We start from the raw sequence: 24,321 nt of genomic DNA on the forward strand, positions 1-24,321 counted from the left end.
AAATCGGGTTTCGATTCGCTAGAGGTTTGAGATGGACTGTGTGTTTTGCCGTGAAGACGGCGGCGAGGTACTGTGGGCGGACGACGCATTGCGCGTCGTCCTCGCCGATGAGGCCGACTGGCCCGGCTTGTGCCGCGTGATCTGGAGCGCGCATATCGCCGAGATGTCGGATCTGCAAGACGCCGACCGCGCGCGCTTGATGACCGCCGTCAACTGCGTCGAGCGCGCCATGCGGCGCATTCTCGTGCCGGAGAAGGTCAATCTGGCGAGTCTCGGCAATCAGGTGCCCCACGTGCATTGGCACGTCATTCCGCGCTTTTCCAACGATTCCCGCTTTCCCCTGCCCATTTGGGCGCCGCGTCAGCGCACCGTTTCCGAAGCGCAGCTTTCGAAGCGCCGCGCGCAGGCCACCTTGCTGCGCGAAGCCGTGCGCCATGAGCTGAATCAGGTCTTCGGCTCTCCATAAGACAACATCATCAAAAGCCAGGGCTCCCCATGAGCGGACTCACTTCCACGACGCCGATTCCCACCGGCGTCGTCGTGCATTCGAAATCCCGCGTGCTCGAACTGCAATATGCGGACGACACGTCGTATCGCGTGCCATTCGAACTGCTGCGCGTTTATTCGCCTTCCGCCGAGGTTCAGGGCCACGGTCCCGGCCAGGAAACGCTACAGACCGGCAAGCGCGATGTCACGCTGATCGGCGTCGATGCGGTCGGTCACTACGCGCTGCAGCTGAACTTTTCGGACGGGCACAATACCGGCATCTATTCCTGGGACATTCTTCACAACCTGGCGACGCGGCAGGACGATTTGTGGCGCGAGTATCTGGCGAAACTGGAAGCTGCCGGCCTCGACCGCGACGCGCCCATGACGGCGAAGGCGTCCGGCGGGCATTGCCACTAAACTCGAACTCAATCCAAATACGCGGCATAACGCCGCGGACCCGGCGCGATGCTTGCGCGGGTACACGACAAACGACAGGCGAGGAATCAGCGCGATGAGCAAGACCCACTTCGGATACGAAACGGTCGACGAGCAGGACAAGGCGAAGAAAGTGGCGGGCGTGTTCCACTCCGTCGCGGGCAACTACGACTTGATGAACGACCTGATGTCCGGCGGACTGCATCGGATCTGGAAGCATTTCACGATCGGGCAGGCGCGAGTGCGGCCGGGCTACAAGGTGCTGGATCTGGCAGGCGGCACGGGCGATCTGGCGATGGCTTTCGCGAGGCAAGCGGGTGAAAGCGGCGAAGTCTGGCACACGGACATCAATGAATCGATGTTGCGCGTCGGGCGCGACCGGTTGGTCGACAAAGGCGTGATTACGCCCGCGCTCCTGTGCGACGCCGAGAAGATTCCTTTCCCGGACAATTATTTCAATGTGGTTACAGTCGCCTTCGGCCTACGCAACATGACTCACAAAGAGCGCGCGCTTGCAGAAACGCAGCGTGTGCTGAAGCCCGGTGGTCGTTTGCTCGTTCTGGAGTTCTCGAAGGTTTGGGAGCCGCTGAAGAAGCCGTACGATATCTACAGTTTCAAGATTTTGCCGTGGCTTGGAGAGAAAGTCGCGAAGGATGCGGACAGCTATCGCTACCTTGCGGAATCTATCCGCATGCATCCCGACCAGGAAACTTTAAAAACAATGATGGAACAAGCTGGCTTGGATCGAGTCGAATATTACAATTTGTCAGGTGGCGTGGTAGCGTTACACGTCGGGACCAAATTTTAGTGTTCCACTCTTAATAGGATTCGAAATGTCCGATTCGCGCATACCCCAATCCCGGGGTTTCCTGAGCAGCATGTTCAGGAAGGCCGGAATCTTGGCGCTCGCTGGCGTTATCACGGTTGGCGCAATCTACACTGAAGATGCAGATGCCCGTCGCATGGGCGGCGGCCGCAGCATGGGCCGTCAGTCGGCAACGGCCACGCAGCAGCATCAGGCGACGCCGCCGTCACAGTCCATGCAGCAAGGCCAGGCCGCGCAAGCTCAGCGCGCACCGGCCGCGCCCGCCGCGGCGGCGGCCGCGCAACCGGCACGCAACCGCTGGCTCGGACCGCTCGCAGGTTTGGCGGCGGGTCTCGGCATCGCGGCGCTGTTGTCGCACTTCGGCTTGGGCGAAGCCTTCGCCGGCGCCATGGCCAATATGATCATCATCGGCTTGATCGTGCTCGCGGCCGTCATGCTGTTCCGCTTCTTCATGCGCCGCCGTCAAGCGAATCAGGGCAACACGCCCGCATACGCTGGCGCTTCGGGCGCGGCGTCGCCTTACGGCGCAATGGCGCGTACCGACTTGAACCAGGAGCCGCCGCAAACGCCGCGTTCCACGAGCCTCGGCGCGACTTATATCGATTCGCCGAACCAGCCGCCGGTGACAAACCCGAACGTGCCGGCCGGCTTTGACACGGAAGCGTTCGTGCGCAACGCAAAGGTCTACTTCGTGCGCCTGCAGGACGCGTGGGATCGCGGCAATGTCAACGACATCCGCGAGTTCACGACGCCCGAAATGTTCGCCGAAGTGAAACTCGACGTCGATGCGCGCGGCAGCACGCCAAACCGTACAGACGTCGTGCAACTCAATGCCGATCTGCTCGGCGTCGAAGACCGCGCGAACGAGTATCTGGCAAGCGTGCGTTTCCACGGCCTCATTCGCGAGTCCGAGGGTTCAGCGGCCGAACCGTTCGTCGAAGTGTGGAATCTTTCGAAGCAGAAGACGGGCAACGAAGGCTGGCTGCTGGCAGGTATTCAGCAAGTCAGTTGAGTTGTCGATCCAATTGCGCCCGGTCGAAAGACCGGGGGCGGCGGCCGGTATCACGCCGGTTGCGAAGGTAGAATAGAAACCCGCGCCGGTCACCGCTGGCGCGGGTTTTTTCATCTCAGAGCCGATGACGAACGCAGACGAATCCGCCCGTTTTGCATTAAATCCTGCCTTCAAGACCGCATCCGGTGCCTTCTCGGCCGCGGTGAACCATCTGCTCGTGCGCGAGCCGTGGGCGCTCGAACGCGTCAAGCCTTACGCCGGCAAGTGCGTCAAGCTGACTTGCGGACCTGTTCCCATCGCGCTCGTGGTGCAACCGGGCGGTCTCTTTGCCGCGACGAGCGAAGGTGAAGCCGGGCGTTTCGATGTCACCATCGCGGTTCCGCTCGACGCGTTGCCCGCGTTCCTGCAAGGCGGCCAGGCGGCCGTGATGAAGCACGTTCGAATCGAAGGCGATGCCGAATTCGCCACGACGCTCGCCAAACTCGCCGAAAACTTGCGCTGGGACCCGGAAGAGGATCTGGCGCGCGCCATCGGCGACGCGCCCGCGCATCGCGTCGGGCGAATCGCGCGGACGGTTCAGGAGCAGGCGCAACGCACCGGCCGCAATCTGCTGGATACGGTCGCCGAATATCTGCTCGATGAACGTCCGCAACTCGTACGCAAAAGCGCGCTCGACGGTTTCAACGCCGAGCTTTCCGCGACGCGCGACGCCCTGGCGCGCCTCGAAAAGCGCATCGAAAGACTGGAAAGACGACAACCGGAACGCGGCGCCTCAGCGCGGCCCGGTGGCGAGTCCGTGCGCGACTCGCGCGAATAACGAGCTGAAGCGAAACCGAATATGCGTTTTCTGCGTTTCCTCAAAATATTCTTCACGATTGTCCGCTTCGGGCTCGACGAGCTGGTGATGAGCGGCATCAACGATCGTCGCGTGCGCTATCTCATGCGCATCACGACGTTCGGCCGCAAATTCGAAGTGGCGCGCGGCATCCGGCTGCGCCTCGCACTGGAAAGTCTCGGCCCGATCTTCGTCAAGTTCGGTCAGGTGTTGTCGACGCGGCGCGATCTGCTGCCCGTCGATATCGCGGATGAACTCGCCAAGCTGCAGGATCAGGTTCCGCCCTTCGATTCGGCGGTGGCAATGGAGATCATCGAAAAATCGCTGGGTGCGCCTATCGAAGTGTTGTTCGACGATTTCGAGCGCGTGCCGGTGGCGTCGGCTTCCATCGCGCAAGTGCATTTCGCGAAAATCAAGCACGGCGAGCACGCGGGCAAGTCGGTCGCCGTGAAGGTGTTGCGCCCCGGCATGCTGCCGGTGATCGATTCGGATCTCGGCTTGCTGCGCGATGCCGCGACTTGGGCCGAACGCCTGTGGCCGGACGGACGGCGGCTGAAGCCGCGCGAAGTCGTCGCCGAATTCGACAAGTATCTGCACGACGAACTCGACCTCATGCGCGAAGCCGCCAACGGCAGTCAGTTGCGGCGCAATTTCGCGGGTCTCGATCTGCTGCTCGTGCCGGAAATGTACTGGGATTTGTCCGCGCCCACGGTGCTCGTGATGGAGCGCATGGTCGGCGTGCCGATCAGCCAGGTTGAAACGCTGCGCGCGGCGGGCGTCGATATTCCGAAGCTGGCGCGCGAAGGCGTGGAGATTTTCTTCACGCAAGTGTTCCGCGACGGCTTCTTTCACGCCGACATGCACCCCGGCAATATCCAGGTGAGTCTTGATCCGGCAACCTTCGGGCGCTATATCGCGCTGGACTTCGGCATCGTCGGGGCGCTGTCGGACTTCGACAAGAACTATCTCGCGCAGAACTTTCTGGCGTTCTTCAAGCGCGACTATCATCGCGTCGCCACGCTGCATCTGGAATCCGGCTGGGTGCCACCGAGCACGCGCGTCGAGGAACTGGAAAGCGCGATCCGCGCCGTGTGCGAGCCGTACTTCGATCGCGCGCTCAAGGATATTTCCCTCGGTCAGGTGTTGATGCGGCTTTTCTCGACGTCGCGTCGTTTCAACGTCGAGATTCAGCCGCAACTCGTGCTCTTGCAGAAGACGATGCTGAACGTCGAAGGCCTGGGTCGTTCGCTCGATCCTGAACTCGATCTGTGGAAGACCGCGAAGCCGTATCTCGAACGCTGGATGAACGAACAGATCGGCTGGCGCGGCTGGTACGAACGTCTGCAGTTAGAAGCGCCGCAATGGAGCAAGACCATTCCGCAGTTGCCGCGCCTGATTCATCACCTTCTGGCCGAGCATCACGACGCGCCCAAAGGCAGCAGCGACGAAACCATGCGCCTCTTGCTCGCGGAGCAAAAGCGCACGAACCGCTTGCTGATTACGCTGCTCGCGGTCGGACTCGTTGCCATGGCGGGTGCGGGCGTGGTTATCGCCCAGTTGTGGCTGGGGCACGGCGGATGAGCGATCCCAACGTCCCAACTTTCGATCATCGCGATCCCAATTCGCCTGATTTCTGGGACGAACGCTTCGACCGGCGTTTCATGCCGTGGGATCAGGCGGGCGTTCAGGAGGCGTTCAAGGCGTTTGTGGCGTCGCGCGCTCTGCACAATGTGCTGATTCCCGGTTGCGGCAGCGCGTATGAAGCGCTTTATCTGGCCGAGCGAAGCTGGACGGTGCGCGCGATCGACTTCTCGCCGGTCGCCGTCGCAACGGCACGCGCGCAACTGGGCGCGTATGGGAAAAACGTCGAAGAGGCGGATTTCTTCGCGTATCAGCCGCCGTTTTCGCCCGCGTGGATCTACGAGCGCGCGTTTCTTTGCGCGCTGCCGAAAAACCGCTGGGCCGATTACGCGCAGCGCATGGCCGATTTGCTCGAACCCGGCGCGCTGCTCGCGGGCTTCTATTTCCTCGGCGCGACGCCGAAAGGTCCGCCGTTCGGCATCGAACGCGATGAACTTCACGCGCTTCTTACGCCGCACTTCGAACTCGTCGACGAGCGGGAAGTTCGAGACTCCATTCCCGTATTTGCCGGACGCGAACGCTGGATGACCTGGCGGCGCGCTTGAAATTCGGCATCGACGCCTCCATTTAGCGGCAGGAAGTCGTAGCCGGAAGCCCCCGAAAATCGCGGGTCAAAATCCGTTTGCGGCTATAATTCAAGGCTTTGCAAGCGTCGACAGATCATTGTAGGGATAGCACCATGCCGATTTACGCGTACCGCTGCGCCTCCTGCGGCCACGAAAAAGACGTGCTTCAGAAAATGAGCGACGCACCGCTCACGCAATGTCCCGCTTGCGGACAGGCCACGTTTTCGAAACAGGTCACTGCCGCCGGATTCCAGTTGAAGGGTTCGGGCTGGTATGTCACCGATTTTCGCGGCGGCAATAACGGCGGCAAGGCCAAGGACGCGGCGGCGCCCGCCAAATCGGAGAACGGCTCTTCGGATGCGCCCGCGGCTTCGTCGGAAGCTGGCAGTTCAGGCAATGCAAACGCTTCGAATGACGCCGGCGCGAAGGCGTCGTCCTCGGAAGCGTCGAAGCCCGCAAGCAGTACGCCTTCTTCCGGCACATCCACGTCGGGCGCGGCCTGAGCGGCTGAACGCAAGAGCGCGGCCATTGCGCGATATGCATGCCGTTCGGCATCTCCGGGCGAATATCGCTGTCGCGCTCGTCGATTCGGGCATCCGCCAGCCGTTTCGAACTGAAACGGTGCAACCTTCGGCTAAGACCTTAGCGACTACAACGTGACGACAAAAAAGACTACGCTGAAATCCGTGTTTCTGACTGGCCTGCTCGTGCTGGTGCCTTTGGCCATCACGCTGTGGGTGCTCGGCCTCGTCATCGGAACCATGGATCAGACGCTGCTCCTGTTGCCCGAATCGTGGCAGCCCGAGCGCATCTTCGGTTTCCATTTGCCTGGACTGGGCGCGGTACTGACCATCGCGTTCATTTTTATCGTCGGCTTGCTGACGCAGAACTTCATCGGCCAGAAACTCGTATTGTGGTGGGACGCCATCGTGCGCCACATTCCGGTGGTCGGGCCGCTGTACACGAGCGTGAAGCAAGTGTCGGACACGCTGCTTTCGTCGAGCGGCAATGCGTTTCGCAAGGCGTTGCTCATCGAATATCCGCGCAAGGGCTCCTACACCATCGGGTTCCTGACGGGCATTCCGGGTGGCGACGTCCTGAATCATCTGGAGGGCGATCACGTGAGCGTCTATGTGCCGACCACGCCGAATCCGACCTCCGGCTTTTTTCTGATGATGCCGAAAAGCGAAGTCGTCGAACTGGATATGACCGTCGACGCCGCACTGAAGTACATCGTCTCGATGGGCGTGGTAGCCCCGGCGCCGAGCGCACCGATCCCGGTCGCGCCTGCCCGCCGCCCCACCGAGCCGCCGATGTAATGCCGGCACGCGCGCCAAACGTGAGTCAGTCAGTCAATCAAGAACATGACCACAGCGCGCGAGCCGTTGATCAACGAACAACGAAAGACACAAACATCATGTCGATGCGATCTGAATACTGCGGTCTGGTGACCGAGGCCCTGCTGGGCCAAACCGTTTCGCTGTGTGGCTGGGTGCATCGCCGCCGCGATCACGGCGGCGTTATCTTCATCGACTTGCGCGATCGCGAAGGGCTCGTTCAGGTCGTCTGCGACCCGGACCGCGCCGATATGTTCAAGGTGGCCGAAGGCGTGCGCAACGAGTTCTGTGTGCGCGTTCATGGCGTGGTGCGCAACCGTCCGGAAGGCACGATCAACACCAATCTGACGAGCGGCAAGATCGAAGTGCTGTGCCACGAGCTGACAGTGCTGAACGCATCGGTCACGCCGCCGTTCCAGCTCGACGACGACAACCTCTCCGAAACCACGCGCCTCACGCATCGCGTGCTCGACCTGCGTCGTCCGCAGATGCAGAAGAACCTGCGTTTGCGTTATCGCGTGGCGATCGAAGTGCGCAAGTATCTCGACGCGCAAGGTTTCATCGACATCGAAACGCCGATGTTGACCAAGAGCACGCCCGAAGGCGCGCGCGATTACCTGGTGCCGTCGCGTGTGAACGCGGGCCAGTTCTTCGCGCTGCCGCAATCGCCGCAATTGTTCAAGCAATTGCTGATGGTCGCGAACTTCGACCGTTACTACCAGATCACCAAGTGTTTCCGCGACGAAGACCTGCGCGCCGACCGTCAGCCGGAATTCACGCAGATCGACTGTGAAACCTCGTTCCTGACGGAACAGGAAATTCGCGATCTGTTCGAGAACATGATCCGCCACGTCTTCAAGGAGACGATGGACGTCGCGCTGCCCGAGAAATTCCCGGTCATGCTGTACTCGGAAGCCATGCGTCGTTTCGGCTCCGACAAGCCCGACCTGCGCGTAAAGCTGGAATTCGCGGATCTCACCGACGCGGTGAAGGACGTCGACTTCAAGGTGTTCAGCATGCCCGCCAACTCGAAAGACGGCCGCGTGGCCGCCTTGCGCGTGCCGAAGGGCAGCGAACTTTCGCGTGGCGATATCGACGGCTACACGGAATTCGTGCGTATCTACGGCGCGAAGGGTCTTGCGTGGATCAAGGTCAACGACAAGGCGCGTGGTCGTGACGGCCTGCAGAGCCCGATCGTCAAGAACCTGCATGACGCAGCGCTCGCAGCCATTCTCGAGCGTACCGGCGCGCAAGACGGCGACATCGTTTTCTTCGCGGCGGATCGCGCGAAGGTCGTGAACGACAGCCTCGGCGCGCTGCGCCTGAAGATCGGTCATTCGGAATTCGGCAAGTCCACGGGTCTGCTGGAAACGGGCTGGAAGCCGCTGTGGGTGATCGACTTCCCGATGTTCGAATACGACGAAGGCGAGAACCGTTACGTGGCCGCGCATCATCCGTTCACGAGCCCGAAGGACGAGCATCTCGAATATCTCGAAACCGATCCGGGCCGCTGTCTCGCGAAGGCGTACGACATGGTTCTAAACGGCTGGGAAATCGGCGGCGGCTCGGTGCGGATCTTCCAGGAAGACGTGCAGAGCAAGGTGTTCCGCGCGCTCAAGATCGGCGCTGAAGAAGCGCGCCTGAAGTTCGGCTTCCTGCTCGACGCGTTGCAGTACGGCGCGCCGCCGCATGGTGGCATTGCGTTCGGTCTGGATCGTATCGTCACGCTGATGTCCGGCGCCGATTCCATCCGCGACGTAATTGCGTTCCCGAAGACGCAGCGTGCGCAGGACTTGCTCACGCAAGCGCCGAGCGAAGTGGACGAGCGCCAGTTGCGCGAGTTGCATATTCGCTTGCGTCAGCCGGAGCAGAAGGCGCAGTAACCCGCGTTCGCTACAGCACGATGAAGAAGGCGCCAAGTGCGCCTTTTTCTGTTTTTGCGTTACAGTCATTCGCCATAGAGGCACACAATGAAACGCGCGCATAAACCGTCATGCTCAAGCCGCCGAAAATCCCTGAATCCGTACTCGTCGTCATCCACACGCCAATGCTCGATGTGCTCATCATCGAACGCGCGGATCACGAGGGCTTCTGGCAGTCCGTGACGGGTTCGAAGGACCGTATCGACGAGCCGCTTGCCGAGACCGCCGCGCGCGAAGTGCAAGAGGAAACGGGGATCGTGATCGGCAGTCCGCTCGTGCCGGAGAACGCGTTGCTCGACTGGAATCACAGCATTCAGTACGAGATCTATCCGCGGTGGCGGCATCGCTATGCCGAAGGCGTCACGCACAATACCGAACACCAGTTCAGCCTGCTCGTGCCGCACTGTCTCGAAGTGACACTCGCGCCGCGCGAACACACTTCACACTTGTGGCTGCCTCTGCGCGAAGCCGCGGATCGCTGCTTCTCGTGGTCGAACCGCGAAGCCATTCTGCAATTGCCCGAGCGCCTCGCGGCGCATAGCCGGTGATGGACATTCGCCCGCGACGCAAATTCAAGCGGCTGCGCGAGGCGCTTTTCTCGGGCCGTCGGCCGTCGCGTCTGTGCTTCACGTCGGGCAATCACGTTCGTATCTTCAAGTGCGGCGTGCAGTTCTTCCCGGCGTTGATAGAGCGCATCGACAATGCGCGCACGTCGGTGTCGCTGGAAACGTATATCTTCGCCAACGACGACATCGGCCGCGCCGTCTCCGATGCGCTCGTGCGCGCGGCCCAACGCGGCGTGACGGTGCGCGTGATCACCGATGGCATCGGCACCGACAGCAAACTGCCGATGTTCACGCTCTGGAAGAAAAGCGGCGTCGAGCATCGCATTTACAATCCGCATCTTTTGTTCGGGCCGCAAGGATGGTCGCGCACGCATCGCAAGCTCGCGATCGTCGACGAGACTTACGCGTTTTGCGGCGGCATCAATATCGTCGACGATTACGATCAGAACGGCACGCGCCTCGAACAACCACGCTGGGACTTCGCGATGGAAGCGCAAGGTCCGGTGGTGAAGGACGTAGGCGAAGCGATCGATTTGCAATGGCAACGTATTCGTCTTGGCGTGAAACCGCGTCAGCCGCGCCAGCCGGGATGCGAGCCCGAGCCGCAGCAAAGCCGCTGGAGCGCGCGCCGTTCGATGCGCGCGCGCAAACGCGCCCAGCTCGGCGAAATCCACGCCGTCGATCAGCCGTGCGTCGCTTTCGTCGCGCGCGATAATTTGTTGAACCGGCGAGCTATCGAGAAGGCGTATCTGCGTGCCATCTCGCATGCGGAAAGCGAAGTGCTGCTCGCGAATCCTTACTTCATGCCTGGACGGAAACTGCGGCGTGCGCTCGTGTATGCGGCACGGCGCGGCGTGCGCGTTTCACTGCTGATTGGCCGCAAGGAATTCGTGGCGCTCGACTACGCCACGCCGTTTCTCTATGGCAACCTGCTCAAGCACGGCGTGCGTATCGCCGAATATGAGAAAACCATGCTTCACGGCAAGGTCGCCGTCGTGGATTCCGACTGGGCAACCATCGGCTCCTCCAATTTAGACGCGCTCAGTCTCGTCTTGAACAACGAGGCCAACATGGTGCTCGTGAATCACCCGGAAATCGCCGGTTTGCACGACGCTATCCTCAACGCCTTCGACGAAGGCCGTCCTATCGACCAGAAGCATTACGCCGCGCGCCCCGTCACCGAGCGCATGCTGAGCTGGTTCGCCTACAACACTTATCGTCTGATGATGAAAGTCATCACGATCGGTCAATACGACTGATCACTACGATTTCGGCTCCCGATTCGTGTAGATTGCTGCTGACCAGCAGCAAATTGTTCCTTCATGCACCGCAACATGACCGGTTCAGAAAATGGGAACTCGGGCAGTCACTAGCATGCAGTTATCAATTAAAAAGGGACAATCGAGCGGCTAATGTTGAGACTTATCCTATTGACGTTGGCGGCGGGTTAGAAACGGTTTTCTAATAATTTTCTTGTTTCATTGGCGACTGGCCATAATAATAGAACGGCCGTTCGTTTTAAATCGGGTCACGAGAGGACGGTAGAGACATCATGCGAAAAGGCGAACAGACGCGGGCCGCGATTCTCGACGCAGCGCTTGAATTGGCGAGCCGGGACGGGCTGGAAGGGCTAACCATCGGGTTGCTGGCCGAGCGGATGCAAATGAGCAAGAGCGGAGTGTTTGCGCATTTCGGATCGCGCGAAGATTTGCAGGTGGAAGTGGTACGCGAGTATCACCGCCGCTTCGAGGACGAAGTGTTCTTCCCGAGCCTGCGAGAGCCGCGCGGATTGCCGAGGCTGCGCGCCATGATGGATCGCTGGATGGAAAAGCGTATCCAGGAGGTGACCACGGGCTGCATCTATATCAGCGGCGCGGTGGAGTACGACGACCGCGCGGCGAGCGCCGTGCGAGAGCAACTGGTAAGCAGCGTGACGACCTGGCGAGAGGCGCTCTTGCGCGCAATTCGCCAGTCGAAGGACGAGGGGCATTTGAAGCCGGATACCGATCCGCAACTGATGCTCTTCGAGTTGTACAGTTTCACGCTGGGCCTGCATCACGACGCGCGCTTCCTTCACTTGCCGGAAGCCGTGCAACTGACGCGGGATGCGCTGGAAAAAACGATCGATTCGTATCAGTCGCCGGAATCGACCGCGCGCGTGCACAGCAGTATCGCGGCAAGCGTGGGCGCCACGGCGACTTTAGCTTCACCACAACCCGATAGCCGTTAGCGGCGCCGCACGAATCGCACAACGATTTGGCGGCGCCTGACGAGAAGCCCGAAGAAACTGGAGAGACTCATGGGACAGTACGCCGCCCCGTTGCGCGACATGCAGTTCGTGTTGCACGAATTGCTCGATGTCGAAGCAGAACTGAAGAACATGCCGAAGCACGCCGATCTCGACGCGGACACCATCAATCAGGTGCTCGAAGAAGCCGGCAAGTTCTGCGCCGAAGTCGTCTTTCCGCTCAACCAGAGTGGCGACCGCGAGGGCTGCACGTATGAAGGCGATGGCGTCGTGCGCACGCCCGCCGGTTTCAAGGAGGCGTATCGCCAGTATGTCGAGGCGGGCTGGCCCGCGCTCGGCTGCGATCCCGAGTTTGGCGGACAGGGCTTGCCCGCGTTCGTAAACAACGCGCTCTACGAAATGCTCAACTCCGCGAATCAGGCCTGGACGATGTACCCCGGCCTCTCGCATGGCGCGTATGAATGTCTGCACGCACATGGTACGCCGGAGCAAAAGAGCACGTATCTGTCGAAGCTCGTTTCGGGCGAATGGACCGGAACGATGTGTCTGACCGAGCCGCATTGCGGCACCGACCTCGGCATTCTGCGCACGAAGGCCGAGCCGAACGGCGACGGTTCCTTTGCGCTCACCGGCACGAAGATCTTCATTTCGAGCGGCGAGCACGACATGGCGGAGAACATCGTCCATCTCGTGTTGGCGCGTCTGCCTGGCGCACCTGCCGGCACCAAGGGCATTTCGCTTTTCATCGTGCCGAAGTTCGTGCCGGACGCGAACGGCGCACTGGGCGAACGCAATGGCGTCAAGTGCGGTTCGATCGAACACAAGATGGGCATCCACGGCAACGCCACCTGCGTGATCAATCTCGATGGCGCGAAGGGCTGGCTCGTCGGCGAAGAGAGCAAGGGCTTGAACGCCATGTTCGTGATGATGAACGCGGCACGCCTGGGTGTCGGCATGCAGGGTCTTGGTCTCACCGAAGTCGCGTATCAGAACTCGCTCGTCTATGCAAAAGAGCGCTTGCAGATGCGCTCGCTCACCGGTCCGAAGGCGCCGGAGAAGGCGGCCGATCCGATCATCGTGCATCCGGACGTGCGGCGCATGCTGCTCACGCAAAAAGCTTATGCCGAAGCGGGGCGCGCGTTTGCTTATTGGGCGGCGCTCAATATCGACAAGGAACTTTCGCACGCGGATGAAGCGGCGCGTCGCGAGGCGGCGGATTTAGTCGCGTTGCTCACGCCCGTCATCAAGGCGTTTCTCACCGATAACGCGTTCGAAGGCACGAACATGGCCATGCAGATTTACGGCGGTCATGGCTTCATCTCCGAATGGGGCATGGAGCAGTACGTGCGCGATGCGCGCATCAACATGATCTACGAAGGCACGAATTCCATTCAGGCGCTCGATCTGCTCGGTCGCAAGATTCTCGGCGACATGGGCGCGAAGTTGAAGCGCTTCGGCAAGCTGGTCGCGGATTTCGTCGAGGAAGAGGGCGTCAAGCCGGAGATGCAGGAGTTCATCAATCCGCTCGCGGATATCGGCGACAAGGTGCAGAAGCTCACCATGGAGATCGGCATGAAAGCCATGCAGAATCCCGATGAAGTGGGCGCGGCTGCGGTGCCATATCTGCGTACGGTCGGGCATTTGGTGTTTTCTTATTTTTGGGCGCGGATGGCTCGAGTCGCGCTCGATAACGCTTCTTCTGACGATGCTTTTTATAAAGCCAAGCTCGCTACTGCACGGTTTTACTTCGCCAAGCTGCTGCCCGAGACAGCCTCTACTATTCGTGCTGCTCGCGCGGGGGCCAAGCCTATGATGGATTACGACGAGGCTTTGTTTTGATTTGTTTTAGGGGAGCCTGTGCTGCTTTCGTGCGGTTACATGCAGTAGCCGCCTCCCCGGCGGAGGGGTAACTTTCTTTGCAGCAGCAAAGAAAGTCACCAAAGAAAGCAGCTTCTGAACCCGCTTCTGAAGCACAACTGGTTCCCCGCTATTCACCACAAACCCTTTGAGCGCTCCCAATGTCCAACGCCTCAGGTTCATCTCAGGGCGAGCCCGCCTTCTGAAGAACAACCGGTTTCCCGCTATTTATCACAGGCCCATTGAGCACTTCCAATGACTAACGTGTTTTGTTCATTAGTTTTGGTGCTCATTGGGTAGCGCGCAGCCATTCGATACAAGTCGCGCACAACCCCTTTTTTTGGAGGCTTATTCGTGGGCACTCTCAACATTCGCAAAGTCGCCGTGCTCGGCGCCGGCGTAATGGGCGCGCAAATCGCCGCGCATCTGATCAACGCTCGCGTACCCGTGCTGCTATTCGATCTGCCAGCCAAGGAAGGTCCCAAGAACGGCATCGCGCTCAAAGCCATCGACAATCTCAAGAAGCTCTCGCCCGCGCCGCTCGGTATCAAGGACGACGCGAACTTCATCGAGCCGGCTAACTACGAAGACGATATCGTCAAACTCGCCGAGTGCGATCTCGTCATCGAAGCCATCGCCGAACGCATGGACTGGAAGCACGATCTCTACAAGAAGGTCTCGCCGCACATCGCGCCGCACGCCATCTTCGCAAGCAATACGTCCGGTCTCTCGATCACGGAACTGTCGAACGGCTTTCCGGATGAACTCAAGGCGCGCTTCTGCGGCGTGCATTTCTTCAATCCGCCGCGCTACATGCATCTGGTCGAACTTATTCCGACCGCAACCACGCAACCGCATATCCTCGATCAACTCGAAACGTTCCTGACGAGCGTGGTCGGCAAGGGCGTGGTGCGCGCGAAAGACACGCCGAACTTCATCGCGAATCGTGTCGGCGTGTTCTCGATTCTCGCCGTGATCTCCGAAGCGGAAAAGTTCGGTCTGCGCTTCGATCAGGTCGATGACCTCACGGGTTCGCGTCTCGGTCGCGCCAAGTCCGCCACCTTCCGCACCGCGGATGTCGTCGGTCTCGACACGATGGCGCATGTCATCAAGACGATGCAGGACAACCTGCCGGACGATCCCTTCCTGCCCATCTACGCCACGCCGCCCGTGCTCGCGAAACTGGTGGAAAACGGCGCACTCGGCCAGAAGACGGGCGCCGGTTTCTATCGCAAGGAAGGGCGCGCGATCAAGGTGCTCGATCCGAAGACCGCGCAATACGTCGATGGCGGCGCGAAGGCCGATGAACTCGTCGGCCGCATTCTGAAGCGTCCGCCCGCCGAGCGCTTCAAGCTGTTGCGCGAGACGGACAATCCGCAGGCACAGTTCCTCTGGGCCATTTTCCGTGACGTGTTCCACTACATCGCGGTGCATCTCGAATCGATCGCGGATAACGCGCGCGACGTCGATCTCGCCATTCGCTGGGGCTTCGGCTGGAATCAAGGGCCGTTCGAAAGCTGGCAAGCCGCGGGCTGGCAGCAGATCGCGAAGTGGGTGCAGGAAGATATCGATGCAGGCAAGGCGCTCTCGAAAGCGCCGCTGCCCGCGTGGGTGCTCGACGGTCCCGTCGCGGAAAAAGGCGGCGTGCATACGAGCGAGGGTTCGTGGTCGCCGCGGGAACGCCGCTTCGTGCCGCGCTCGAGCTTGTCCGTGTACGAGAAGCAAGTATTTCGCGCGCCGCTCGTCGGCGAGACCGGCGCCGATCCCAAGACCTTCGGCAAGACGCTCTTCGAAACCGAAAGCGTGCGCGCCTGGCTCGATGACGAGCAAAGCGATGTCGTCATCGTGTCGTTCAAGACGAAGCTGAACACCATTGGCCCGGGCGTGATCGACGGTCTCACGCAAGCCATCGAACTCGCCGAGAAAGCGTATCGCGGCGTGGTGATCTGGCAGCCGACTTCGCTTGCGCTCGGCGCGCCGGGCGGTCCGTTCTCGGCGGGGGCGAATCTCGAGGAAGCCATGCCCGCGTTCATGATGGGCGGCGCGAAGGGCATCGACCCGTTCGTGAAGAAGTTCCAGCAAGGCATGTTGCGCGTGAAGTACGCGAATGTGCCGGTCATCGCTGCCGTGTCGGGCATCGCGCTTGGCGGCGGTTGCGAGTTGCTGCTGCATTCGGCCAAGCGCGTGGCGCACGTCGAAAGCTATATCGGTCTCGTCGAAGTAGGCGTGGGTCTCGTGCCTGCGGGCGGTGGCCTGAAGGAAGCCGCGTTGCGCGCCGCCGATGCCGCGAACGCCGTCAACGCAACGACCGATCTGCTCAAGTTCCTGCAGAAGTCGTTCGAGAACGCCGCGATGGCGAAGGTTTCCACCTCCGCTTTCGATGCCCGCGCGATGGGTTATCTCAAGCCCACGGACACCATCGTCTTCAACGTGCACGAGTTGCTCGACATCGCGAAGAAGGAAGCGCGCGCGCTCGCCGATACCGGCTACCGCCCGCCCTTGCGCGTGAGACAGGTGCCGGTGGCGGGCCGCTCGGCGATTTCGACCATCAAGGCGTCGCTCGTCAACATGCGCGATGGCCGCTTCATCAGCGAGCACGACTATCTAATCGCGAGCCGCATAGCGGAAGCCATGTGCGGCGGCGACGTCGAAGCCGGCAGTCTCGTCGATGAAGAATGGCTGCTTGCGCTCGAACGCCGCGCGTTCGTCGAGTTGCTCGGCACGCAGAAAACGCAGGAACGGATCATGGGCATGCTGCAGACCGGCAAGCCGGTTCGTAACTGAACACGCGACCTATTGGAGCTGCAAATAATGAGCAAGCAATTGCAAGACGCATATATCGTCGCCGCGAGCCGCACGCCTATTGGCAAGGCGCCGCGCGGCGTGTTCAAGAACACGCGCCCGGATGAACTGCTGGTCCACGCCATCCGCTCGGCTGTGGCGCAAGTGCCCGGACTCGACACGAGCGTGATCGAAGACGCGATCGTCGGCTGCGCCATTCCCGAAGCCGAGCAAGGGCTGAACGTCGCGCGCATGGGCGCCTTGCTCGCGGGTCTGCCGAACACGGTCGGCGGCGTGACGGTGAACCGCTTCTGCGCATCGGGTCTGACGGCGCTCGCGATGGCCGCGGACCGCATCCGCGTGGGCGAATCCGACGCGATGATCGCAGGCGGCTGCGAGTCCATGAGCATGGTGCCGATGATGGGCAACAAGCCGTCGCTGTCGCCGCATATCTTCGATCGCAATGAGGACGTTGGCATTGCGTACGGCATGGGGCTGACCGCCGAGCGCGTGGCCGAGCGCTGGAAGGTGAGCCGCGAGGCGCAGGACGCGTTCGCGGCGGAGTCGCATCGGCGTGCGTTGGCGGCGCAAAAGGCGGGCGAATTCGCCGATGAAATCGCGGCTTACACGCTCAACGAACGCTTCCCCGATCTCGCTTCGGGCGAAGTGCGCGTGAATGCCCGCGAGATCACGCTCGACGAAGGTCCGCGCGCCGATACGAGCGTCGAAGGTCTCGCGAAGCTGCGCGCGGTGTTCGCGAACAAGGGCTCGGTGACGGCGGGCAACAGTTCGCAGACTTCCGACGGCGCGGGCGCGTTGATCGTCGTGTCGGAGAAAGTGTTGAAGCAATTCAACCTCACGCCGCTCGCGCGCTTCGTGAGCTTTGCAGTGCGCGGCGTGCCGCCGGAGATCATGGGCATCGGGCCGAAGGAAGCGATTCCCGCTGCATTGAAGGCCGCCGGTCTCAAGCAGGATGACATCGACTGGATCGAACTCAACGAGGCATTCGCGGCGCAGTCGCTCGCGGTGATTCAGGACCTCGGGCTCGATCCTTCGAAGGTCAATCCGCTCGGCGGCGCGATTGCGCTCGGGCATCCGCTCGGCGCGACCGGCGCGATTCGCGCGGCGACCGTCGTACATGGCCTGCGCCGCCGCAATCTGAAGTACGGCATGGTGACGATGTGCGTCGGCACCGGAATGGGCGCTGCGGGCATCATCGAGCGGCTGTGATGACGTGGTCCGCCAGCGCGTCGAGCGTTAGCGGACCATCACGACAGGAGACGGAAGATGGAGATTCTCATCGAACGCGCGGATGGCGTGCTCTGCATCGTGCTGAATCGCCCCGAGAAGAAGAACGCGATCACGGCTGCGATGTATCAGGAGATGGCGGACGGTCTTTACGAAGCCGAGAAAGATCCTTCCGTGCGCGCCGTGCTGATTCGCGGCAACGGCGGCGCTTTTAGCGCGGGCAACGACCTCGAGGACTTTCTCAACGATCCGCCCAAAGACCAGGACGCGCCCGTGTTTCAATTCCTGCGCCGCCTGAGCGCGATGCCGAAGCCGGTGGTTGCGGCGGTATCGGGTGTGGCGGTAGGTATCGGCACGACGATGCTTCTGCATTGCGATCTCGTCTACGCGGCCGAGGGCGCGAAGTTCTCGCTGCCCTTCGTGCAGCTCGGCTTGTGTCCGGAAGCGGCATCGAGTCTATTGTTGCCGCGTATCGCCGGATACCAGCGTGCGGCGGAAAAGCTGCTGCTCGGCGAAGCGTTCGATGTCAAGGAAGCCACCGAAATGGGCTTTGTCAACGGCGTGCTCGCTGCCACCGAACTCGATGCCTACGCGTTTGGCAAGGCGAGGAAGCTGGCCGCGTTGCCGGCGTCGTCGCTGCGCACGACCAAGTCCTTGCTGAAGGGCGCACAGGCGGCGGAAGTCACCGCGCGCATGGGCGAGGAAGCGGGGCACTTTGCGCGCATGCTCGCCGCGCCGGAAGCGCGTGAGGCGTTTCAGGCGTTCTTCGAGAAACGCAAACCGAACTTCAGCGCGTTCGAATAAAGCCTGCGCAAAACGCCTGAAGCGCGCTCAGTCCGCGTCGTACTCGACGAAGCTGTTTTCGCGCGCGAAGCTGACGAGCCTCAGGCTCGCTTTCTTCGCGATGGCGATGGCAAGCGAAGTCGGCGCGGAGATAGTCGCGATCATCGGAACGCCAACGCGCGCCGACTTGCGCACGAGTTCGTAGCTTGCGCGGCTCGACAGAAACACGAAGCCTTGCGTCGTGTCCACACGCTGCAGCACGAGATGGCCGATGAGTTTGTCGAGCGCGTTATGGCGGCCGACATCCTCGAACGCGTGCAGCACTGCGCCTGTTTCGTCGCTCCATGCAGCGGCGTGCAGGCCGCCGGTGAGCTTCGTCAGCCGCTGATGCGCGGGCAGATCGCGCGCGGCGCGTTCGATGGCATCGGGCGCGAGCTTCGCGAGAAAGCCAGTATCCGGCACGGCTTCGGGCTGCAAATCCAGCAAGTCGATACTCTCGATCCCGCACACGCCGCAACCCGTGCGGCCCGCCAATGCGCGCCGCTTGTCCTTCAGCGAAACGAACGCCTGCTGCACGACTTGCAAGTGCACTTCGGCATGAGGCAGCGCGTCTGCTTCATCGCGGTAATAGACTTCGATGTCGTGAATGTCGCTGCCCCGCTCGACAATACCTTCCGTCAGCGAGAAGCCCACCGCGAAGGCTTCGAGATCGCGCGGCGTGCACATCATGACCGCGTGCGAAATGCCGTTGTAGACGAGCGCAACGGGCCATTCCTGGCCCACGTTATCCGTGACGATCGCGCTCTCGCCCTTGCGATGTCTGCGCACGTTGCGTTCGACATAGCCGGGTTGATCGTCGGTATCGAGTCGACTCACTTGCTGCTCCTTCTTTACCGCATGGCCGCCGCGTTCAAGTAAAGTGTGGGTATGACACTTGCTGCCATGTCATGCTGTCCGCGTTTTCTAAAGCGCGCGCCAGCGGTTCATTTGCAACGGTTCCAGCCAGATTCAGAGCCCTACAATAACTTAAGCGGGCGATGCGCGCCGCGCGCGCCCCTCAATCCAACGAGGCTAACGTCATGGGACTTTACGACGCCGCTCGTCTCTTCGGCTTCGAGGTTGAATCCTCGGACAACTTGCGTTTTATTCCGCTTGCCGTGCGCTTCAATCTGGATCGCTTTGGCATGCGTATCGCGCTCGAGGAATGGCAACAGCTTCCGTATGAAGATCGCGCGTTGCTTGCACGCTTTCCCGTGGAAGACGATGCGGAACTCGAAAAGAACTTCGATCTCGCGCTCGAGGAGATGCTGAAAACACATGCCAATGCCACGCCGGAACAAATCGAGCGCGACACCGATCCCGTCTGGGCACATGCCGATGCCGTGCCTGAATCCGTGATTCGTCAGAGCAGTCTAGCTGGTGTGAGCGCGCCGAGCTTGTCGCGCTGGGGCAAGCTCGATCGCTTCCAGCGTTACGCGCTAGCCAAGCTCTCGCGCAACGCAGACAAACTCAATCACGACTTCTTGCCGGCCATGCGCGAATTCGGCCTGACCGAATAGACGTCTGCGAGAAGGTCAATCGAGCGCGGGCAACACGCGCGGGCGACGATCGCGATCCGTGGCGACATAGGTCAGTGTCGCCTCCGTCACCTTGACCACTTCTTCCGCGAGACTCATGCGCTGCGCATAGACCTCGACGGATATCGTCACCGACGTGTTGCCCGTCTTGACGATGTCCGCGTAGAAGCTCAGCAGATCGCCGACGAATACCGGATGCTTGAACAGAAACGAGTTCACGGCGACGGTCGCCACGCGTCCGTTCGCGCGCCGGCTCGCGGGAATGGAACCCGCGATATCCACCTGCGCCATGATCCAGCCGCCGAAGACATCGCCGTGCACGTTGGCGTCGGCGGGCTGCGGGACGACACGCAGGGCGACCGGCTTTTGGGGAAGACTGGATTCTTGGGGCATGGAAAGGGTCCGGTGTTGCGTCGCAGCGGCCGTGAGCGGGGCCTTGAACCTTCTGCGACAATGCATATGTATAGATGACTCGCGAGCAGCAAGCCAGCGAGTCTCGCGAATTGTACCGGGATAGCACGCGTAGATCGCGCTCCCGCAAGAACCCCAAGCGTCTGAAACGCCGCCCCCGCGCAACGTGCCCGAAGGCGCCCGAAAAATACGACTCATGCGCCGCATCCCCACGAGAGAGACGGACGCGCCTGCCAAGGGCTCGCGCCGCGACTGGCAGACGATCCGCTCGCTGTTGCCTTACCTCGCCACGTACAAGGTGCGCGTGGCGTTCGCGCTTGCGTGTCTCATCGGTGCGAAGGTGACGAACCTCGGCGTGCCTATCGTGATGAAGCATATCGTCGATAGCCTCTCGTCCGTGCAGCATCTCACCGCGCTTGGCCGCGCGCAGGACGCGCCGGGGCTCGTGCTGATTAGCGGAATCGGGTTGCTGGTAATCGCTTATGCGCTCGTGCGGCTGTCGACTTCGATCTTCACCGAACTGCGCGAACTGCTCTTTGCGAAGGTCACGGAGAGCGCGGTGCGCCAGCTTGCGCTCAAGGTGTTTCGACATCTGCACGCGCTGTCGCTGCGCTTTCATCTGGAGCGGCAAACGGGCGGCATGTCGCGCGATATCGAACGCGGCACGCGCGGCATTCAGCAACTCGTGTCGTATTCGCTCTACAGCATTCTGCCGACGCTCGTCGAAGTGGGGCTCGTGCTCACCTTCTTCGCGACGAAGTACGAAGCGTATTACGCCATCGTCACGTTCATCGCGTTAGTGACGTATATCGTGTTCACTGTGAAGGTGACGGAATGGCGAACGCATTTTCGCCGCACGATGAACGATCTCGACTCGAAGGCGAACGCCCGCGCGATAGATTCCCTGCTCAACTACGAAACGGTGAAGTACTTCGGCAACGAAGAGTGGGAAGCGCGCCGCTACGACGAGAACCTGCAGCGCTATAGAACGGCGGCGATCCAGTCGCAGCGTTCCTTGTCGATGCTCAACTTCGGGCAGCAGACGATCATCGGCACGGGGCTCGTGTTCATTCTCTGGCGCGCGACACAAGGCGTCATGGCCGGACGGCTCACGCTCGGCGACCTCGTGCTCATCAACACCTTCATGCTGCAGTTGTATATTCCGCTGAACTTTCTCGGCGTGGTGTACAGGGAACTGAAGCAGGCTTTGACCGATACCGACCGCATGTTCACGCTGCTCGGCGCGGGCCGCGAAGTGCCGGACGCGCCCGATGCGCGGCCGCTTGCGGTGAAGGGCGCGGCGGTGCGCTTCGAGAACGTGAACTTTGCCTACGAGGCGGCGCGGCCCATCCTGCATGGCATCGACTTCGCCATTCCCGCTGGCACGACGACGGCGGTGGTGGGTCATAGCGGCTCCGGTAAATCGACGCTGGGACGGCTGCTGTTTCGCTTCTACGATCTCGACCGCGCGGCGGGCGGCCGCATTCTGATCGATGGTCAGGACATTCGCGACGTGACGCAGGATTCGTTGCGCGCGGCAATTGGAATCGTGCCGCAAGACACCGTGCTTTTCAACGACTCGATCTACTACAACATTGCTTACGGAAAGCCCACTGCATCGCGCGACGAAGTGATCGCGGCGGCGCGCGCGGCGCATATCCATGACTTCATCGAAACGCTGCCCGCGGGTTACGACACGCCGGTCGGCGAACGCGGCCTCAAGTTGTCGGGCGGCGAGAAGCAGCGCGTGGCCATCGCGCGCACGCTTTTGAAAAATCCGCCGATCCTCATCTTCGACGAAGCCACTTCCGCGCTCGATTCGAAGTCGGAGCGCGCAATCCAGCATGAACTCGATAACATCGCTCGCGAGCGGACCACGCTTATCATCGCGCACCGGCTTTCGACGGTGGTGCATGCGCAGCAGATCATCGTGATGGATCACGGGCGCATCGTGGAGCGCGGCACGCACGCGGAACTGCTGCGTGCGGGTGGTCTCTTCGCGCAAATGTGGGCGCTTCAGCAGCAGCGCGGCAGCGATGATGTCGCCGCGATGGGGCAGCGGGATACGGCGGGGGTTTGATCGCCCTCGCCTCGGAATACGCGCTACTCCATCGCATGCGCGCCGTTCATCGCCATGCCTTCGGCCCCGAGCGCCGCCGTCGATGACCAACGCAGCCACTGCGCGCGCAGCACGAACAGCGCACCGAACGCGCACGTAGCGATCACGCCGAAAGTCGCGAAGCCCATCTGATAGCTGCCGGTGCTTTCCTTCGCAATGCCCATCACCACCGGCAGATAGAATCCGCCGATACCGCCCGCCGCGCCTACGATCCCCGACAGCAAGCCCGTCTTGCCCTTCCAGCGATGCGGCACGAGCTGAAACGTCGAGCCGTTGCCAAGCCCGAACGCGATATACAGGCAGATCAGCAATGCCAAACCGCCGGCGACAGGCGGCATCCAGATAGCAAAGGCAAAGTCGCCCACGGCGATCACGGCAAGCAGCACGAGCAGCGCACGCACACCGGTCACGCGATCCGCGACATAGCCGCCAAAGGGCCGCACGATCGCGCCGAGAAACGCGAGCAGCGACATGAAAAGCCCGGCTTCGAGCTTGGGCATCTGATAGAGCGAAGTAAGCAGCAGCGTCACATACGACGACATGCCGACGAAGCCGCCGAACGTGATGCTGTAGATGAGCATGATGACCCACGTATCGCGCTCGCGCAGCACGGTGCGATACCGGCCCGGCAACACCGCGATGGCGATGATCGCGCCTATCACCGGCAGCAGCAACACGCCTGTGCGTCCTGCACCGAAGATGCCGCCGCTTACCGCCAGCACCAGCACGATGAGGCTCACGAGCGTCACCGTGAAACTCGACAGCGCGCGCCCTGTGCTGCCGCTTTTCTCGCCGAGATCCGATGCCCACGCGTACAGCGCGATGGCGGTCAGCGCGAGCAACGGCAGCGCTGCGGCGGTGGCGAGCTGCCAGCCGAACGCATCGGCGAGATGCGGGAACAGGAAGCCGTCGAGCACCGCGCCGATGTTGCCCGCAGCCGCGAGACCCAGCACCAGCCCCTGGACCTTCGGCGGATAATTGCTGCCGGCCATCGGCAACGCGACGGCGAAGCTCGCGCCGCCCATGCCGAGGAATACGCCGAGCACGAGCAAGAGCGCATACGACGGCGCGCCGGGCAACAACGGCAGCACGATCGACGGAATCGACGAGAGCACCACGCCCATCAGCGCGACGCGACGGCCATCGGTCGATTGATAGAGGTTGCCGAGCGTCACGCGCAGAATCGCCGCCGCGAGCACCGGCACCGCGACGAGAAAGCCCTGCTGCGCCGCTGTCATCGCGATGTCCCGGCCGATGAACGGCGCGAGCGGTCCATACAGCACCCAGACGGTGAAGCCCGTATCGAAGTACAGGAAACAGGCGAGCAGCGAGCGCCAGTTGCCGCTCTTGAGCGATGCGATCAGATTGGACATTGCGAATTCCAGATGTAGGCGTGTGGCGAAGTGCTTCTGCCTGGTTGACCGATCAGCATGCAGCGCATAGGCGAGCAATCGGCTTGAGCGGGACCAGGAAAATTTGCAAGCACCATGCCAAAGAAATGTGTGCGCAATCGGCTGGCTGCGCGACGCCCTTATCGGCGAGGCTTGAGGGCATGTGCCGCTTACGCTTGCGAGCCGCTTGCCCGCCTTATGTCCACGCGACGAGGCGCGCGCTGCGGCACCGCGTTCGTGCGCGAGCCGCATGGGTATGGTGCGTCGCGCTTGCGTG

Annotated in this window: 22 protein-coding genes; 19 read left to right on the forward strand and 3 right to left on the reverse strand. The window is 61.6% G+C overall.

The annotated features are described in order from the left end of the window. The first annotated feature begins 31 nt into the window (after positions 1–31). The 17 genes from QCE79_RS01450 to QCE79_RS01530 all read left to right on the forward strand — a co-directional run bounded on the left by QCE79_RS01450 (position 32) and on the right by QCE79_RS01530 (position 18,567). Positions 32–466, forward strand: coding sequence for an HIT family protein (locus QCE79_RS01450; protein WP_244826956.1), 435 nt, complete (start codon positions 32–34; stop codon positions 464–466). 29 nt (positions 467–495) lie between these two features. Beyond that, complete coding sequence (locus tag QCE79_RS01455) at positions 496–906, forward strand: DUF971 domain-containing protein (RefSeq protein WP_309841304.1); 411 nt, start codon at positions 496–498, stop codon at positions 904–906. A gap of 94 nt (positions 907–1,000) precedes the next feature. Then, positions 1,001–1,732: a bifunctional demethylmenaquinone methyltransferase/2-methoxy-6-polyprenyl-1,4-benzoquinol methylase UbiE gene (gene ubiE / locus QCE79_RS01460; RefSeq protein ID WP_309841305.1), complete on the forward strand. Its 732-nt coding sequence runs from the start codon at positions 1,001–1,003 to the stop codon at positions 1,730–1,732. A 25-nt stretch (positions 1,733–1,757) separates the two neighbouring features. Then, complete coding sequence (locus QCE79_RS01465; RefSeq protein ID WP_244826959.1) at positions 1,758–2,762, forward strand: Tim44 domain-containing protein; 1,005 nt, start codon at positions 1,758–1,760, stop codon at positions 2,760–2,762. A 124-nt stretch (positions 2,763–2,886) separates the two neighbouring features. After that, entirely contained in the window at positions 2,887–3,579 is a 693-nt protein-coding gene (locus QCE79_RS01470) for an SCP2 sterol-binding domain-containing protein (RefSeq protein WP_309841308.1), read from the forward strand. 21 nt (positions 3,580–3,600) lie between these two features. Further along, on the forward strand, positions 3,601–5,178 hold the full coding sequence (gene ubiB, locus QCE79_RS01475; RefSeq protein WP_250462951.1) for a ubiquinone biosynthesis regulatory protein kinase UbiB: 1,578 nt from the start codon (positions 3,601–3,603) through the stop codon (positions 5,176–5,178). Further along, positions 5,175–5,783: a methyltransferase domain-containing protein gene (locus QCE79_RS01480; protein ID WP_309841310.1), complete on the forward strand. Its 609-nt coding sequence runs from the start codon at positions 5,175–5,177 to the stop codon at positions 5,781–5,783. Before ubiB ends, QCE79_RS01480 begins: the two co-directional genes overlap by 4 nt. A gap of 134 nt (positions 5,784–5,917) precedes the next feature. After that, positions 5,918–6,307 (forward strand): FmdB family zinc ribbon protein, encoded by a 390-nt coding sequence (locus QCE79_RS01485; RefSeq protein WP_250491764.1) that lies wholly within the window; start codon positions 5,918–5,920, stop codon positions 6,305–6,307. Positions 6,308–6,460: 153 nt separating this feature from the next. After that, positions 6,461–7,123 carry a DUF502 domain-containing protein gene (locus tag QCE79_RS01490; protein ID WP_244826964.1) on the forward strand — a complete coding sequence of 221 codons (663 nt, stop codon included), beginning with the start codon at positions 6,461–6,463 and terminating at the stop codon, positions 7,121–7,123. Positions 7,124–7,221: 98 nt separating this feature from the next. Beyond that, positions 7,222–9,024: an aspartate--tRNA ligase gene (aspS, locus tag QCE79_RS01495; protein WP_309841313.1), complete on the forward strand. Its 1,803-nt coding sequence runs from the start codon at positions 7,222–7,224 to the stop codon at positions 9,022–9,024. A 110-nt stretch (positions 9,025–9,134) separates the two neighbouring features. Continuing rightward, positions 9,135–9,611, forward strand: a complete 477-nt coding sequence (gene nudB, locus QCE79_RS01500; RefSeq protein ID WP_244826966.1) for a dihydroneopterin triphosphate diphosphatase — start codon at positions 9,135–9,137, stop codon at positions 9,609–9,611. Beyond that, positions 9,611–10,888 carry a phosphatidylserine/phosphatidylglycerophosphate/cardiolipin synthase family protein gene (locus QCE79_RS01505; protein ID WP_250525398.1) on the forward strand — a complete coding sequence of 426 codons (1,278 nt, stop codon included), beginning with the start codon at positions 9,611–9,613 and terminating at the stop codon, positions 10,886–10,888. The genes nudB and QCE79_RS01505 overlap by 1 nt, the downstream gene beginning before the upstream one ends. Before the next feature lie 293 nt (positions 10,889–11,181). Beyond that, entirely contained in the window at positions 11,182–11,859 is a 678-nt protein-coding gene (locus QCE79_RS01510) for a TetR/AcrR family transcriptional regulator (RefSeq protein ID WP_244826967.1), read from the forward strand. A gap of 69 nt (positions 11,860–11,928) precedes the next feature. After that, positions 11,929–13,716, forward strand: coding sequence for an acyl-CoA dehydrogenase C-terminal domain-containing protein (locus QCE79_RS01515; RefSeq protein WP_250525370.1), 1,788 nt, complete (start codon positions 11,929–11,931; stop codon positions 13,714–13,716). A 372-nt stretch (positions 13,717–14,088) separates the two neighbouring features. Further along, positions 14,089–16,518, forward strand: coding sequence for a 3-hydroxyacyl-CoA dehydrogenase/enoyl-CoA hydratase family protein (locus QCE79_RS01520; RefSeq protein WP_309841317.1), 2,430 nt, complete (start codon positions 14,089–14,091; stop codon positions 16,516–16,518). Between the two features lie 27 nt (positions 16,519–16,545). Then, entirely contained in the window at positions 16,546–17,745 is a 1,200-nt protein-coding gene (locus QCE79_RS01525) for an acetyl-CoA C-acyltransferase (protein ID WP_309841319.1), read from the forward strand. Between the two features lie 57 nt (positions 17,746–17,802). Next, positions 17,803–18,567 (forward strand): enoyl-CoA hydratase, encoded by a 765-nt coding sequence (locus tag QCE79_RS01530; protein ID WP_250491769.1) that lies wholly within the window; start codon positions 17,803–17,805, stop codon positions 18,565–18,567. Positions 18,568–18,594: 27 nt separating this feature from the next. Here the strand turns inward: QCE79_RS01530 and fdhD are convergent, their stop codons facing one another. Continuing rightward, positions 18,595–19,422, reverse strand: a complete 828-nt coding sequence (gene fdhD, locus QCE79_RS01535; RefSeq protein WP_309841322.1) for a formate dehydrogenase accessory sulfurtransferase FdhD — start codon at positions 19,420–19,422, stop codon at positions 18,595–18,597. A 203-nt stretch (positions 19,423–19,625) separates the two neighbouring features. On the opposite strand from fdhD, the gene QCE79_RS01540 reads away from it, so the two are divergent. After that, on the forward strand, positions 19,626–20,105 hold the full coding sequence (locus QCE79_RS01540) for a nitrate reductase associated protein (protein ID WP_244826973.1): 480 nt from the start codon (positions 19,626–19,628) through the stop codon (positions 20,103–20,105). A 15-nt stretch (positions 20,106–20,120) separates the two neighbouring features. Here the strand turns inward: QCE79_RS01540 and QCE79_RS01545 are convergent, their stop codons facing one another. Beyond that, complete coding sequence (locus QCE79_RS01545) at positions 20,121–20,516, reverse strand: acyl-CoA thioesterase (RefSeq protein WP_244826974.1); 396 nt, start codon at positions 20,514–20,516, stop codon at positions 20,121–20,123. A 214-nt stretch (positions 20,517–20,730) separates the two neighbouring features. Here QCE79_RS01545 and QCE79_RS01550 point away from each other — a divergent pair, with 214 nt between their 5' ends. Further along, positions 20,731–22,614 carry an ABC transporter ATP-binding protein/permease gene (locus QCE79_RS01550; protein ID WP_250462979.1) on the forward strand — a complete coding sequence of 628 codons (1,884 nt, stop codon included), beginning with the start codon at positions 20,731–20,733 and terminating at the stop codon, positions 22,612–22,614. 23 nt (positions 22,615–22,637) lie between these two features. Here QCE79_RS01550 and QCE79_RS01555 read toward each other — a convergent pair whose 3' ends face one another. Continuing rightward, positions 22,638–24,026, reverse strand: coding sequence for an MFS transporter (locus QCE79_RS01555; RefSeq protein WP_309841327.1), 1,389 nt, complete (start codon positions 24,024–24,026; stop codon positions 22,638–22,640). Positions 24,027–24,321: the final 295 nt, after the last annotated feature.

The sequence above is a fragment of the Caballeronia sp. LZ003 genome (genome assembly GCF_031451465.1).
Taxonomy (GTDB): Bacteria; Pseudomonadota; Gammaproteobacteria; order Burkholderiales; family Burkholderiaceae; genus Caballeronia.